At 46.9% G+C, this 14,637-nt stretch carries 10 protein-coding genes and 1 pseudogene; 6 read left to right on the top strand and 5 right to left on the bottom strand.

Annotated elements, in window-relative coordinates:
- Positions 1 to 50 precede the first annotated feature (50 nt).
- The 4 genes from H5336_RS21910 to H5336_RS21895 form a co-directional block, all read right to left on the bottom strand.
- Positions 51 to 1,460 carry an MFS transporter gene (locus H5336_RS21910; RefSeq protein WP_185236579.1) on the bottom strand — a complete coding sequence of 470 codons (1,410 nt, stop codon included), beginning with the start codon at positions 1,458 to 1,460 and terminating at the stop codon, positions 51 to 53.
- Positions 1,461 to 1,677: 217 nt separating this feature from the next.
- Positions 1,678 to 2,142 (bottom strand): hypothetical protein, encoded by a 465-nt coding sequence (locus H5336_RS21905; protein WP_185236578.1) that lies wholly within the window; start codon positions 2,140 to 2,142, stop codon positions 1,678 to 1,680.
- A gap of 306 nt (positions 2,143 to 2,448) precedes the next feature.
- A complete protein-coding gene (locus H5336_RS21900; RefSeq protein ID WP_185236577.1) occupies positions 2,449 to 4,884 on the bottom strand; it encodes a glycoside hydrolase family 94 protein in 2,436 nt (811 codons plus the stop codon).
- 231 nt (positions 4,885 to 5,115) lie between these two features.
- Positions 5,116 to 7,023, bottom strand: coding sequence for a sodium:solute symporter family protein (locus tag H5336_RS21895; protein ID WP_185236576.1), 1,908 nt, complete (start codon positions 7,021 to 7,023; stop codon positions 5,116 to 5,118).
- Positions 7,024 to 7,810: 787 nt separating this feature from the next.
- Here H5336_RS21895 and H5336_RS21890 point away from each other — a divergent pair.
- The 6 genes from H5336_RS21890 to H5336_RS21865 all read left to right on the top strand — a co-directional run bounded on the left by H5336_RS21890 (position 7,811) and on the right by H5336_RS21865 (position 13,518).
- On the top strand, positions 7,811 to 8,647 hold the full coding sequence (locus tag H5336_RS21890) for a DUF4380 domain-containing protein (RefSeq protein WP_185236575.1): 837 nt from the start codon (positions 7,811 to 7,813) through the stop codon (positions 8,645 to 8,647).
- Positions 8,648 to 8,873: 226 nt separating this feature from the next.
- The gene (locus H5336_RS21885) at positions 8,874 to 9,686 is read left to right on the top strand and encodes a 3-hydroxybutyrate dehydrogenase (RefSeq protein ID WP_246439470.1); all 813 of its coding nucleotides are present in this window, start codon (positions 8,874 to 8,876) and stop codon (positions 9,684 to 9,686) included.
- A gap of 30 nt (positions 9,687 to 9,716) precedes the next feature.
- Entirely contained in the window at positions 9,717 to 11,543 is a 1,827-nt protein-coding gene (locus H5336_RS21880) for a PHA/PHB synthase family protein (RefSeq protein WP_185236573.1), read from the top strand.
- A gap of 25 nt (positions 11,544 to 11,568) precedes the next feature.
- Positions 11,569 to 12,069 carry a polyhydroxyalkanoate synthesis repressor PhaR gene (gene phaR / locus H5336_RS21875; protein WP_185236572.1) on the top strand — a complete coding sequence of 167 codons (501 nt, stop codon included), beginning with the start codon at positions 11,569 to 11,571 and terminating at the stop codon, positions 12,067 to 12,069.
- 240 nt (positions 12,070 to 12,309) lie between these two features.
- On the top strand, positions 12,310 to 12,627 hold the full coding sequence (locus tag H5336_RS21870; RefSeq protein WP_185236571.1) for a phasin family protein: 318 nt from the start codon (positions 12,310 to 12,312) through the stop codon (positions 12,625 to 12,627).
- A gap of 456 nt (positions 12,628 to 13,083) precedes the next feature.
- On the top strand, positions 13,084 to 13,518 hold the full coding sequence (locus H5336_RS21865; RefSeq protein WP_185236570.1) for a phasin family protein: 435 nt from the start codon (positions 13,084 to 13,086) through the stop codon (positions 13,516 to 13,518).
- A gap of 227 nt (positions 13,519 to 13,745) precedes the next feature.
- On the opposite strand, the pseudogene phbB reads toward H5336_RS21865, so the two are convergent.
- Positions 13,746 to 14,470, bottom strand: a pseudogene (phbB, locus tag H5336_RS21860) (acetoacetyl-CoA reductase).
- Positions 14,471 to 14,637 lie beyond the last annotated feature (167 nt).

Genomic DNA, 14,637 nt, shown 5'->3' with positions numbered 1-14,637 from the left:
ATCATTCATATAACCCCGGTCGGGCGGTTATCAGCCGGGGAGAAGGTGTTTCACTCCGAGTTTTCTCGAGCGGCGAGTTCATCCGTAATGACACGCATTTTCTTGTCATTCAAGGGGTAGGCAAGCATAGCTAGCGCGCCGAGAACACAGGCGCCCATCGGGGCCCAGCTCATCATAATACTCATAATCGCTTTCACATTTTCGGGCTGAATCTGATCCGCTTCGTAGCCAGCAAGCCCTAGGAGAACCCCGGTAACCGAACCGCCAACGGCCCAGCCAAACTTTTGTGAAAGGGAGCCGGCAGACATCACTAAGCCTGCGGAGTCACTGCCGGTTTGGTGTTTTATATAAGCGGCAATGTCGGTATACATAGCGAACATAATGGCGGCCGTTGGTCCTGTTAAAAATGAAAATACAGCTTGGGTAATGATGATGGTGGTGATGTCTGTATTGGGGATGTAGTAAAAATAGGTTGAGATCAAACCAGAAACAAGAATTAGTACAAAGTACATTGATTTCTTGTCGACGACCTTAGTTATAAAGCTGAATGTTAAAACCCCAAGCAGAGAGGAAATGGTGCCAAAAAAGAAGAATGCGCTAACGGCACCACCTTTAATAAAGCCGATGTTCCATGCTTCTACGGCAATTGGGTCTGCATAGTATTTAAAATAATAGGCTGCTACACCAAAGCGAATGGTAAAAGCGGCAATGGTAAAAAAAGCAACGAAAAACAGAATCCACCAGGGGATACAGGTGAAAATAGCGGACATGTCTTTACTGAGTTCGCCATCTTTTTTGGGTTCGGGCTTGACTCGTTCTCGGGTCAGTTTACCGGTGAGGAAAAAACTGATCACGGAGATAGCGGCAAAGATTGCCATGGTCAAGAAGAAGCCTCGTTGTACATTTTCGCCTCCGAGTATCGCGACGAAAGTCATCAGGCTGCTGGCCACAAGAAGTCCGGCACTTTGCGCCCCAATCATGCGGAAAAAACTTGTGCTGTTTCGTTCAGACGGCTCTTTGGACATGACGCTCATAAGCGCCGAATAAGGGATATTAATAATCGTGTAAATCATGCCAAAGGCAACGTAGGTAACCCAGGCATAGATGAGCTTACCCTGGGGGCTAAGGTCGGGCGTAAAAAAGGCTATTGCGCCCACTAAGCCAAAGGGTACGGCGAACCAATATAAAAACGGACGATACTTTCCAACACCTTCTTTTGGTTTGTTTCGGTCGGCGATGATGCCCATGAGTGGGTCATTGATCACATCCCAAATACGTGTAACGAATAACATTGTGCCAACGGATAAGGCGGATATGCCAAATACATCGGTATAAAAATAAGTGCCGTATAGAATGAAGGGCATCCAGAATAGGTTCGAGGCGAAATCGCCGAGGGCGTAGCCGAATTTTTCCTGTAATGGAATCACTTGTGTGGGGTCAATTTTACGTGTGTTAGGCATGGTGTCTCTTACTAATATTATTGTTATTGGAACATTCTAGAGTAAGTGGCGTCCGATTTTGGTAATCGGTTACAAAGGCCGTAGGCAGTATAACCGGCTTTTTAGGGAGGCTGCACCATTCATGTTTGGTTAAATGATGTGTCACAAATGGTAGGCGTGAAGAAACGAAAAAGCCCGCAAATGCGGGCTTTTTGGGCGTATGGGGTAGTGGTTTGCTTTACTTGGTGCTACCAAAAGACACCAAGTGGCCTTTGCGTAGGCTATCGATTGAGTTTGATTCAACGATACCGTGGACGCGCAGCTTGTCACCAAATTTTACTTTGACTAATTTGCCAGCATCTGTACGAATAGATGCGCTGTTATCGGATCGATTTAAGCGAACAATTTCACCGCTAATCTCTTTGGTGGTAGGCGTAAGTGTTGTACGTGCAACTCGCACTTTATCGCCCGATTCTAAAGCCGATAGGCTGGCGGTTTTACCTTGAAGCTCAATGTTAGCATTGGCTGGAAGCTGAACGGCTTCAGGCTTGCCAAAGTTTTTGTTAATCACTAAAAGGTTGTTTTGTACGTCTACTTTCTCAACAGTACCTGTAATAAGCTGGGTGTCGACAATGGAGTAGGCTGAGGCGAAAGGTGCGGCCAGGGTTACTATCAGGGCTGAAATAAGTACAGTTGCTTTCATGGGTAAGACTCTTGTTGGGTGGCTGTAGATAAGATGTGAGTATGTTACACATTCATCTCGATCAGTGTTACCCAAAGTTACATTCCGGCTAGATTGTTTTGTTATCGAATGAGGAATTTTTAATCAATAACCTTTTAAAGGGTTATATTAACGCCATTATTAAGCATTTTATATGCCATTAGAGAATAATGGGCTGAGGTATGGTGAGGGGTGTTACTTATTTGCACGCACCGGAGGTGGTGTTGCACCATGCAAAAAAAAGCCCTGGTAATTGCCAGGGCTCATGTGTTGAATTGATTGGAATGTTTAACCCATAGTAACGACTACGTCCACGGTGATTCCCTCTGCTTGCAGGGGAATTAAAGTACCGTCTACAGGCTCTCCGTTTACCATTAAGGAGGTAACCCCGCAACTAACGTTATTCGGGTTTTTCACTTCGATATTGTAGTGAGTGCCACGGAATTTACGGTTCACTTTGAAGCCACTCCATGCGCTAGGGATACTTGGGTTAACGGCTAGCCCGTTGTACTCCGGTTTAACCCCGAGTATGTACTGGGTAATGGCAACGAAGTTCCACGAAGCGGTACCGGTCAGCCAGGAGTTTTTACCTTCGCCGGGCTTAAAGGCATCTTTACCGGCAATCATTTGGCAGTAAACATAGGGCTCAACTTTATGTAGGTCGCTAATATCCTCTAGATAGGAGGGGGCGATTTTGCTGTAGTACTCAAAAGCCCGATCGCCGTTCCCCAGCTGTGCTTCCGTAATAATGACCCAAGGGTTGTTATGACAGAATATACCTGCGTTTTCTTTGTACCCTGCTGGGTAGGTGGATATCTCCCCGTACTCGATGTAGTACTTGGTAAACGCGGGTTGCTGCAACACAATGCCGTAATCGCTGTCGAGGTGCTCTTTTACTGAATCCATGGCTTTTTGTACTAAGCCGTCTTCCTGACCGATACCGGCCATGCCACAGAAACCCTGTGATTCAATAAAGATTTTACCTTCTTCGTTTTCGTTAGAGCCGATTTTCTTGCCGTAATAGTCGTAGGCGCGCAGGTACCAGTCTCCGTCCCAGCCGTCTTTTTTAACGGCGGCTATCATCGCGTCAACATGTTTTTGGGCTTCAGCTGCATCGTCTTCCTTGCCGATGGTTTTGCACAGTTTGATAAATTCATTTCCGTACAGAACAAAGGAACCTGCAATCATTAAGGATTCAGCGGTGAAGCCTTTCTTGTTGCCGGTGGTCTGAAAGGATTCGTTAGGGTCTTCCGAGAAGCAGTTGAGGTTCAGGCAGTCGTTCCAATCGGCGCGCCCGATGAGTGGAAGACCATGGGGGCCCAAATTATTAACCGTGAAGTAGAACGAGCGCTTCAGGTGTTCGTAATGGCTGGTGGCTTTACTTTCGTCGTTGTCGTATGGCACTTGTTCATCAAGAATGCCGAAGTCTCCGGTTTCTTTGATGTAGTCTGTTGTCGACAGAATTAGCCATAGGGGGTCGTCGTTAAAGCCGCCACCTAAAGTGTCGTTGCCGCGCTTTGTTAGGGGCTGGTATTGGTGGTAGGCAGAACCATCCTCAAACTGTGTTGAGGCAATATCGATAATGCGCTCTCTGGCACGTTCCGGTACTTGATGCACGAAGCCGATTAAATCTTGGCTGGAATCTCGAAAACCCATGCCGCGGCCAATACCGGTTTCAAAAAACGAGGCCGAGCGGCTCATGTTAAATGTCACCATGCACTGGTATTGATTCCAGATATTCACCATGCGGTCGAGTCGGTCATCACCAGAATCAACCGAATACGTTGACAGTAGGTCCGTCCAGTAATCACTGAGTTTGGTCAGTTCGGCATTCACTTTTTCGACGGTGTCGAAGCGGGCAATCAGTTCTTTTGCTGGCTCTTTATTGATAACACCTTTGCTTTCCCACTTGTTCTCTGGCTCTACTTCGATGTAGCCGAGTACAAAGATCAGGTCTTTTTCTTCGCCCGGCGCTAATTCAACCTCAATGTAGTGCGACGCACAGGGAGACCAACCGTGGGCTTCGGAGTTGCGAGGCTTACCCTCAAATACAGCGTCGGGGCGGTCATAGTCGTTGTACAGACCTTTCCATATATCGCGATCGGTATCGAAGCCTTGAATAGCCGTGTTTGCCGAGTAGAACGCATAGTGATTGCGACGCTCTTTAAATTCTGTTTTGTGGTAGATAACGGAATCTTCCACTTCTACTTCACCGGTGGATAGGTTGCGCTGAAGGTTTTGCATATCGTCTTCAGCATTCCACAGGCACCATTCGGCCCAAGAGAAAAACTTCAGTTTTTTGGTTTCGCTCGACTTGTTGGTCAATTTTACTTTTTGAACTTCCGCCCAGGTTTTTAGCGGAATAAAGTAAGTGACCTCAGCTTCAACGCCATTGCGCTCTCCGGTAATGCGGGTATAGCTCATGCCGTGTGCGCAGGAGTATTTGTCGAGCTCAGCTTTTACGGGTTTCCAGCCTGGAGACCAAACGTCGCCACCGTCGTTAATATAAAAATATTTTCCGCCGTTATCGACGGGGATATTGTTGTAGCGGTAGCGGGTGAGTCGACGGAACTTGGCATCTTTATAAAAAGTGTAGCCGCCTGCTGTGTTGGACATAAGGCTGAAGAAGTCTTCGTTGCCCAGATAGTTTATCCATGGGTAAGGAGTTTGGGGGTTGGTGATGACGTATTCTTTCGCGACGTCGTCAAAATGGCCAAATTTCATCTCAGTTAGTACCTTAGCTAGTGATTTTGGTAATTAAAATAATGAGAGCGGTTTGAGCAAGAGGTTAAAATCGCTTGCTCGCAACGCTCTATTTTTTCTTATTATAATGTTGGTTTTGTGAATACGTTGGTGACTGCACTGCTCTGCGCAGGTAGCAGCGGCCCCCAGGTTTTTCCCATTGCAGCATTTGTTATGCTGAAGGAAAAACCTGAAAGCCGATTTTGCACCGTATTATTCAGCGGCCCTTGCTTTCGCAGACTGCTCGCGAGCCATTTCTTCTTCTGGCCAGTCGCATAATTTTTTGTACCAGGTTTGCCATAGAATCAAACCAGCGCCAGCGGCGAGGGCAGCAGTAATGGCGGCGGAGTAAAATTCCCTAATAACAAAGAATACTGGCAAGGCTACTAGCGAGGTTTGCAACACAATACCAATGGTGATATTGAGCATGTCTCGACCGAAATTGGGGTTTCGGGTGAACCCAGGGTTTTCGGCGGCAACCATGTCGTGTACTGGTTTCCAGAAGCCCCAGGGGCGAACCTTCTTATAGAACTCTTTCAGTCGTTCTTCATTTTCTGGTTCGGTATATATGCTGCCGAATACCGCGGCCAGAGAAGAGGCAACTAAAATAACCGGGAAGCTGTAAAGCGGCAGTATGTCGCCAGGTGTGCCTGGGAAAATAGCCGAGAGGATAGGCGGCACGACCAATGCGCAGAGAATACCCACGAGCATGCCCCAGAAGTAGCCCATGCCATTGAATCGCCACCAATACCACTTAAGCACGTTAGACACGGTGTAGCCGCCCCATAAACCGGATACGATCCACTGTAATACCGAATTAATACTAGATACGAAAAGGCCAATGCACGTACTAATTAAGACAACGCCAACCGACACGGCGTAGCTCATGTGTATGAGTTTTTTCGCTGAAGCTTCAGGGTTTATGTAGCGCTTGTATATATCGTTAACAAGGTAAGCCGGTGCCGCGTTAACGGTTGAGGCAAAGGTGGACATAAAGGCCGCTAGTAGCCCCGCGAGAAGTAAACCCATTACCCCAGCCGGTGCGAACTGCTTGATTGCGGCGGGCAAAATGTTTTCGAAGTCCACATCGGCGCCGGATTGCAAATCGAGCTCGGAGTAGAACACCAGGGCAAGAACGGTAAAGCCGGCGATCATTAAGTAACGAATAGGCATAAGTACTACGGACACAAACCCGCTCATCTTCGCCGCTTCTCGAGGAGATTTGGTGGCGAGAATTTTTTGCATATCGTAGTTGGGGGCTGGGCCAGCGGCGCTGATAAGCACCCCTTTGAACAGCAGCATCATGACAAAAATGCTGAACAGCTCGTAGCCATCAGAGTTAATTTTATTCATCACTTCAGGAATGGTTTTTGTCCAATCTAAGCCTAACTCCCAGCCAAAGAAGGGGTTGGTCCAGCCATCCGGCACGGCGGCGTTGAAGGCTTCCGGCGACACATTATTCATCGCGATCACGGCAATGATTACCGCTGAAACCGTCATGATGGTGAACTGCAGCAGGTCAGCCCAAACAATACTCAGCATACCGCCGAGCATTACGTAAAACGTTGCGATTGACGTAAATACAATGCCGTAGAGGTGCGGTACATATTGTGCGGATACTTCGAAGGGTACATACGGCGATACGTTTTCCCATGGAATGAAAATTTCCATGAATTTACCGATACCCACAAACCCGTAGGCGAGGAAGCCCAGTACACTGATAAGCGCAAAGGCAACAATGATACCGTGGGAAAGCTTGCCCCCTAGATCATCACCGAAGCGGGTGCGAATCCACTCGGCACCTGTTAGTACGTTTGAGCGTCGCAGCCAGAGCGAGAGGAATACCATGAGAAACACTTGGTTGAAGACTGGCCACAACCACGGAATCCACATACTTTTCAGGCCGTATACGAATAGTAGAGTAACGAGCCACATGGTACCGGAAATGTCGAACATGCCTGAAGCGTTGGAAAGGCTCAGCATGTACCAGGGTAAAGTCTTGCCGCCTAGGAAATAGGAGTCGAGATTTTTTGATGCTTTTCTCTTCAATATCAAGCCAATAACAATTGTAGAGGCGAGATAGAAGCAGATAATGGAGATATCCAGAGTCGATAATTGCATGAAACTGCCGCCTTAATGCTTACTTAATTTTTGTAGTTATATAAGGTCTGGTGGAAGCCGCTTTGGGAGGCGCGTTATGTGTGGAGGTGTTTTGGCGCTACAGATGTGGATTGCAGTGCACTCCCTATATGCTTTTGAATGGCATTCCAGAGCCATAGGCTCGTACAGACACTCCTTTGGTTAGTAACTGTTAACTCTGTGGCGCTTGTTAGGCCTTATGTTTGACCTTTTAGCTCTCGTCATTCCAGCATTGGTTACTAGAAAAAAATCTTTTGTTATGCGCTGACCATGCAGATGTGCTATGTGCATGGTCAGTCACCCCCAGAAAAGATTCTTCCGGTAAACGAAGCGGATACCAATCGTCACGAGCGGCGGCCATTTTAGGAGATATTGAAATAATTAGCAGCATTTTGAATAAAAAAACTGGTTGCACTGATGTTGATCAACTTACCTACCCCTAATGGTTGCTACCTATCTGACAGCTGGATTGGGTGAGCGGTTACCCCTAATTCTGCCCCTTTATTGAGCAAATACAGGGGAATGGTGGCGTGTTATTTCATGTTTTCAGTCGGATTTGTTTTCTGCTCGATTGGCTGTTATAAACAGCCGGGAGCAACGAGACTTGCCGAGACCGTTTCTCCGTGTTGAAAAGCGGGGCGACGAAAATGATAACAATAAAAAATTCTATTCTCTGACAAAAGTGGCCAATGTGCGGTGGCTGACTTTTGTTGATTGTTGAGGTTGAGCAGTTATCTTCAGGGAAGGAATCTGTGCGTTAGGAGTTTGCGTGGATATTAAGCAGAACGCGTTAAAACTGATTTCCTGTGGCCGACAAATTTCATTAAGCCTAAACGGTGGTCGAATTACATCATTCGAATACAATTCTCAAAATGCGCTCCTAGCGGAAGGCATTCAAACTGGATCAACCTTTTGGCCATCGCCCCAATCTCTGTGGGGCTGGCCCCCACCGAAAGTCTTGGATGAATCTCGCTATGACTTGCTTAAGCATTCTGCTCAATGTTTAGCGGTAAGAAGTGAGCTGGATGAAAGTTTGGGCATACGCCTGACAAAAACCATTCGCCCGATAAATGAGGGTATACGGGTTGAATATGCCATCGTTAACGAGACCGATAGTATTATCACCATGGCCCCTTGGGAAATTAGCCGAACAGCAGGTGGCGTTACTTTTTATTCTTCACTGGGCGCGCCAGAGATCCACTCAACCTGTAATGCGGTGTTTGCTCATGGACACTATTGGTACGAGTATAATCCCAAGAAATTAACCGGTATTCCCAAAATATTTGCCAATCACACCGAGGGTTGGTTGGCGAATGTGAATAAGGGTCTATTGTTTTTGAAAAAATTCCCTCAAGTTGAAATAAGCGAAATTGCTCCCGGCGAAGCCGAAGTGGAAATTTACGCCCATGCAGACAACCAGAATCCGTACATAGAAATAGAACAGCAGGGCGCGTTTCGGGCTATTTTGCCGGGTATGGCGTCCCGTTGGTCGGTCGACTGGTTGCTCTATGAAATTCCTGTCGATGTGCAGGTGGCGGTAGGTAGCTCTAGCCTATTGGCATTCACCAAGGAAATGTTGACTAGCCAGGAAGCTGTACTTACTTAGGGCACCTCTATTCATTGGTTTTACCCTCTGCGCGCCCTTCGGGGCTTTGCCTGCGATTCATTTATAAGGTTAAAATTTTCAACAGCCTATCAGCGTGTCTGTAAATTTGTTTTGCGCATGAACCGCAGGCAAAGCCAGAGGCCGTAAGCAATTAATGGGGTGACCCCTTAGATGGATCAATTAATAGCCGCTTAGACATAACGGTGTAACCCTCGCCAGGAGTACAATGCTTTATTCGTGTGTGGGGGAGGGTTTAGCGATGGTCGAAGAAAGTGTTACTGCTGTAAAGAAAGCTTTAATTACTGGTGGCGGCAGTGGTATCGGCAGGGCTCTCGCGATGGCACTAGCGGCTACCGGGGTTGAGGTTGTTGTGTCCGACTTAAATTGGGATGCGGCAAAAGCCGTAAGCAGCGAAATTTGCGCGCAGGGCCACAAATCTCGGTCGCTGGCGTTAGATGTATCCTCTCAAGCGGCGATCGATTCAGTCGTTGAGGCTGTTGGTGATATAGACGTATTAATTAATAATGCGGGCCTTCAATATGTGGCGAAATTGGAGGCTTTTCCAGCAGACCGTTGGCGCTTGCTTACCGAGGTGCTGCTGGTTGGGCCAGCAATGCTAACCCGAGCGCTGTTACCTAGCATGAAAGTGCGCAACTTTGGTCGAATTGTCAACATAGGTTCCATTCACGCGCTTGTTGCTTCACCCTATAAGAGCGCGTATGTGGCAGCAAAGCACGGTATTTTGGGCTTTTCCAAGGTGGTGGCTTTAGAGACGGCCGAGTTTGATATCACCATTAATACTATTTGCCCTTCCTATGTAAAAACCCCACTTGTAGAAAAGCAGATAGCGCAGCAAGCGAAGGAGCATGGCATGTCGGAAGCTGAGGTCATCAATAAAATCATGCTTGAACCCATGCCAAAAAAAGCGTTTATCGAAATGGATGAGCTTGCTGAAACGGTTAAATATTTACTTTCTGCGGCAGCGAAAAATTTAACAGGGCAATCTATAGTGCTGGATGGCGGCTGGACCATTAAATAGTGCGAGGTCTTTAAAAAGGAGTTATACGCTATGCTCGACCAGGAGCGTACCGAAGTATTGCAATATTTAGATAAATTTGGTGGCGTGTTTAACGACATGATGAAAGAGGTTGTGCAACGCATTGTGCGCAGCCAATTCAGTGCCGATGTGTTGGCGCAGAACTCTTCGCCCAAACTGGACAGCGGAACCGCCAAGCTACCCAACGTTAAAGTTAATGCCGAGCAATTTGTTAAGCAGCAGCTGCATTTTATGGAAAAACAGCAGGAGCTTTTACAAAACGCGGCGCGGGCTATGATGGGGCAGCCGGTTGAGCCGGTTGTAGTTGAAGAAAAGGATGATAAACGCTTTGTCGATGGTGATTGGAGCGGCAACCCAATGTTTAGTTACATAAAGCAAGCCTACCTATTAAATGCTGAATACATGCATCAAATGGTGGACACGCTCGAATTTGACGATAAAAAGCTGGAAGAGCAGGTGAGGTTTTATACCCGTCAGTTTATAAACTCCATGGCGCCGAGTAACTATGTATTAACAAATCCCGAAGTCTGCCGTGAGATATTGGCCACCGAGGGAGAAAACCTCGCTAAGGGCATCGATAATTTTATGCGGGATTTGGACAATAGTCCTACCGAGGCATTTAAAATCAATCAAGTTAATCTGGATGCCTTCACGCTTGGAGAAGACTTGGCTTATACGCCGGGAAAAGTTATTTATCAAAATAAGTTAATACAGTTAATTCAGTATTCTCCTTCTACAGAACACGTTTACGAAACTCCGCTGCTGATTATCCCACCTTTTATCAACAAATATTACATACTGGATTTGGATGAAAAAAAATCCCTCGTTCGTTGGTTGGTAGAACAGGGGTATACCGTATTTATGGTGTCGTGGGTGAACCCCGATGAGTCGTTGAAGGGCTTAGAGTTTGACGATTATGTCGGTCACGGGGTATTGGCTGCGCTGAACGTTGTCGAGTCGGTCACCGGTAACAGCGAGATTAATCTGGCGGGCTATTGCGTGGGCGGCACCCTGTTGGCGGTGACGCAGGCCTGGCTCTTGTCTCAAGGGGATACGCGCATAAAGTCTTTGACTTTTTTGACAACATTGCTCGATTTCTCTGAGCCCGGTGAGGTCGGTAATTTTATTTCAGAACAAATGTATCCACTTATTGAACAGGTGGTTGAGTCGAAGGGCTTTTTGGACGGACGTATTCTTTCCCTTAGCTTTAGCTTGTTGAGGGAAAACAACCTATTCTGGTCTTTCTTCATCGATAATTACCTCAAAGGTAAAGACCCCACCCCTTTCGATATTCTTTACTGGAACTCAGACTCAACCAATATTCCAGGGCCTGCTTATCTGTACTATCTTCGTAATATGTACTTGGAAAACAACTTAGTCCAGGCAGGAGGCATTACCGTAAAAGGTATTGCTGTAGATTTAAACGCTATTAAAACCCCTGCGTATTGCCTAGCGGCTATGGCAGACCATATAGTATTGTGGCCTGCTGCCTATCGTAGTGCGCTATTGTTAGGGGGGGAGACACGATTTGTGTTAACTGAATCTGGTCATGTGGCGGGTGTCGTTAATCCGGCAAGTAAGGGGAAATATCCGCACTGGGTAAACGCTAAAATGACAGAAAATCACCAGCGGTGGTTGGCGGGGGCAAAGCAGCAAGAGGGCTCATGGTGGACAGATTGGCACCAATGGTTGGTGTTGTTTGCGGGTAAAAAAGTAGTGCCGCCAGCAATGGGAGGCCAGCAATATACACCAGTAGAAGATGCGCCTGGAGCCTATGTGAAGGTCCGCCTCGAACCGGTGACAGAGCCTGCCGAGCAAAAAAGTGAAGACGTAGTTTAATTCGTAAACAAGTTGAGAGATAACTGTGATAGTCATAAAAAAGTATCCAAACAGACGGTTGTACGACACCTCTAAAAGTCAGTACGTTAACTTGGAAACCATTAAAGAACTGGTTATGCAGCATGATGATTTTATTGTTATCGACTCAAAAACCGAGAATGACTTAACCAAGAGTATTCTCCTGCAAATTATAAGCGAGCAAGAAGCGAGCGACCAGCAAGCGATACTGACGCAAACAGTATTGAAACAACTTATTCGATTCTATGGCACCGACATGCAAGTGTTTATGCGGCAATACTTAGAGCAGAGTGTGTCGGCATTTCTTGAGCGCCAAGATGCGTTCCAGGGGGTTATGCAGGAGTTTATGGAAACGACATCGCCGATGAATGTGTTTAACCAGATGATGGAAAAAAACATGAATATTTGGCAGAACTTTGCCGGTGCGGGTACCCCTAAGCCAGGAGCCTCCGAGAGTAAAGATACGCCTTCTGAAGAGGGCGATCAGCCTACCTCTAAACCCGAATAACGCCAACAATGTCGGTGTTGGGGCTGAGTTGAGTGCGAGAGCCCTAACCCGCATATCTTTAGCCATTTTCCTCCGCCGGGTGGTATATCGCTTCCGGTTATTTCCCCCTTAAGTTTTAACATAAAATCCGTCTAATAAAATATGCTGCGGCGCGTCAATTTTCTTGACGGCTATGGCTCGCACTCTTACACTACATGTAAATATTGCAGTGCAGCAATCGTGTTTAAGGAGGATAGACCTATGTTAGATAAAATGTTCGAACAAGCTCAAAACGTATTTAAACCCATGAATGAACTGCTTTCGTTGAACTCCAAAGTGATGGAGGAGCTGGCAGAGAAGCAAAAGTCTTTGGTAACTGACATGGTTAATGAAAGCATGGCCTTTGCTAAGGAGATAGGGTCTCAAAAAGATTTTTCTGGTGTTTACCAAACGCAAAAAACTTATGTTGAAGGTCTTCAGGAGAAGATGGTTGCTGCGTCTACGGAAGCCTATGAAATCTTTACCACAACCCAAGAAAAAGCCGGCGAAGTGATTAAAAGCGCGGCTGTAGTTCAGTAACCCTGTTCAGGGTGCATTCTTTAAAGGGCTGGGTGTTTATAAATGGACGGGTCCAAGGAGTGCGCAGTAAAACCAACCTGAACGAGCCTTTGTGTAGGGCTCCAAGCCCGGCCAGACCGGGCTTTTCTTTAGCGGCGAGATACGAACCCGGGAGTAGGTGATTGGTGATGCCGGAAAGTGGTTGCTCATTCCATTGCCGGCGTTTACGCGCTGATATTACTACGGTGAGAAAGGTGTCGTCGGCTCGTGTGCCTCTGGTTGAAAGGTTCTTGCCGTTATTGCGCTGCAGCAGGCTATTGTTTTGTTCGGTTTCCTAAGGTTTAGCCGCGAGCTGTGTTGTTATTGGCTAGCCGATAAGGGCGTGGCCCCGGGGCAAATAGCTTTATTTTTCTTTATAGCGTGGCGAATTCAGTAGGCGCTGCCTCTGAGCCTCAAAACACATTAAGGAGCGTCGTTATGTACGAAAAAATGTATGAACAAACTGAATCGATGTTTAAACCTTTGACCGATATTATGTCCATAAACTTGGAAACGCTGAATACTATTCGAGAGAAGCAGTTAGATCTGGTTAGTGGTGTAATGGCTGACACAATTGAGCATGCAAAGGGCTTGTCGGGCACAACGGATATGGACACAATTTGTGATGCTCAGAAAAGCTATTGGGAAACCGTTCAGGAGAAAGTTTCGGCTAGCACAAAAGATACGTTCGAGCTGCTGAGTGATTCCCAAGAAAAAATCGTCGAAATGGTTCAAGAGTCGGTGGTTTGGCCTGAAATACCTGCTTGGAGTGATTTGGTTGCAGCCGAACCCGCGAAAACGGAAGCCAAAAAAGCATCGGGGAAAAAGCCACCGGGAAGAAAAAGCCTGCAATCAAAACCGCCGCGAAAGTAGCGCCGCAGCAAACTGAAACGATAGCCGATTAGAGCAGGGTTTCCATAGAGAGGCGGCTACTGTTTCCGAGCGGTGATGGTGAAACGGCGCCGTCATGGGTACTCGTAGCGAGCGGCACACTATTGAAGTGAAGCAATGTCGAAGTGAAGCAATACCGGAGTGAAGCAATACCGGAGTGAAGCAAAAACCCACGGGCTCGTCATTGTGCCGGTGGGTTTTTTTTAGGCTTAATACATGTGCTGGCCGCCATTAATCGACAGGGTAGAGCCGGTAATAAAACCAGCGTCATCGGCAACCAAAAATGCCACTGCTCGCGCCACCTCGTCGGCTTGACCTAATCGGCCTACTGGAATTTTTGCCACAATTTTTTCAAGAACGCGTTCAGGCACCGCTCGTACCATATCTGTTTCGATATAGCCGGGGCGACTGCATTCACGGTAATGTTGTGCTTGGCACCTTCCTGAGCCAAGGCCTTGGTGAACCCGTGAATCCCCGATTTTGCCGCCGCATAATTCACCTGGCCGTACTGGCCTGCTTGGCCGTTAATAGAGCCAATATTAACAATACGACCAAAATTATTGGAACGCATATCGCCAATCACATTTCTGCACATGTTGAAACAGGAGCCGAGGTTGGTTTCCATTACTTTATGCCAGCATTGTGGCGTCATATTGTGGATAGTATTGTCGCGGGTGATACCGGCGTTATTTACAAGAACACTGATGTCGCACCCCATGTCTAAGTGAATTTTTTCGATGGCTGCTTTACATGCGTCGAAATCTGCAACGTCGAATTTGTAGATGGGTATATCATTGATTTCTTGGAAATCTAAAGCTTTCTGATCATTGCTTGCGTAGCCGGCTACCACCCTGTAACCAGACCTTTTAAGCGTGATTGAAATGGCTTTACCAATACCGCGTGTACCTCCAGTAACAAGAGCGAGTCTGCTCATAGGGTATTCTCCTTGAACGATAACTTTTTAGTTGAGGTTAAAGCTTTCGAAACTCCAAGGTTGATATTACCGGGGTTGGCCGTAAAAGAGCGAGTGATTAACCCGAAAGTGGCATTGAAAATTGAATTCCAACTACCATATATGAATTTTAATTCTATTAACGTACA

It is taken from the genome of Teredinibacter franksiae (assembly GCF_014218805.1).
GTDB classification, from domain to species: Bacteria; Pseudomonadota; Gammaproteobacteria; order Pseudomonadales; family Cellvibrionaceae; genus Teredinibacter; species Teredinibacter franksiae.
The sequence above is the reverse complement of the archived record's forward strand: the minus strand, read 5'-3'. Positions and strand labels throughout refer to the sequence as shown.

Excerpts from the sequence above, each read along its gene's own strand:
- H5336_RS21905 (WP_185236578.1), bottom strand. The coding sequence starts at position 2,142 with ATGAAAGCAACTGTACTTATTTCAGCCCTGATAGTAACCCTGGCCGCA.
- H5336_RS21900 (WP_185236577.1), bottom strand. The coding sequence starts at position 4,884 with ATGAAATTTGGCCATTTTGACGACGTCGCGAAAGAATACGTCATCACC.
- H5336_RS21910 (WP_185236579.1), bottom strand. The coding sequence starts at position 1,460 with ATGCCTAACACACGTAAAATTGACCCCACACAAGTGATTCCATTACAG.
- H5336_RS21865 (WP_185236570.1), top strand. The coding sequence starts at position 13,084 with ATGTACGAAAAAATGTATGAACAAACTGAATCGATGTTTAAACCTTTG.
- H5336_RS21885 (WP_246439470.1), top strand. The coding sequence starts at position 8,874 with ATGCTTTATTCGTGTGTGGGGGAGGGTTTAGCGATGGTCGAAGAAAGT.
- H5336_RS21880 (WP_185236573.1), top strand. The coding sequence starts at position 9,717 with ATGCTCGACCAGGAGCGTACCGAAGTATTGCAATATTTAGATAAATTT.
- H5336_RS21895 (WP_185236576.1), bottom strand. The coding sequence starts at position 7,023 with ATGCAATTATCGACTCTGGATATCTCCATTATCTGCTTCTATCTCGCC.
- H5336_RS21870 (WP_185236571.1), top strand. The coding sequence starts at position 12,310 with ATGTTAGATAAAATGTTCGAACAAGCTCAAAACGTATTTAAACCCATG.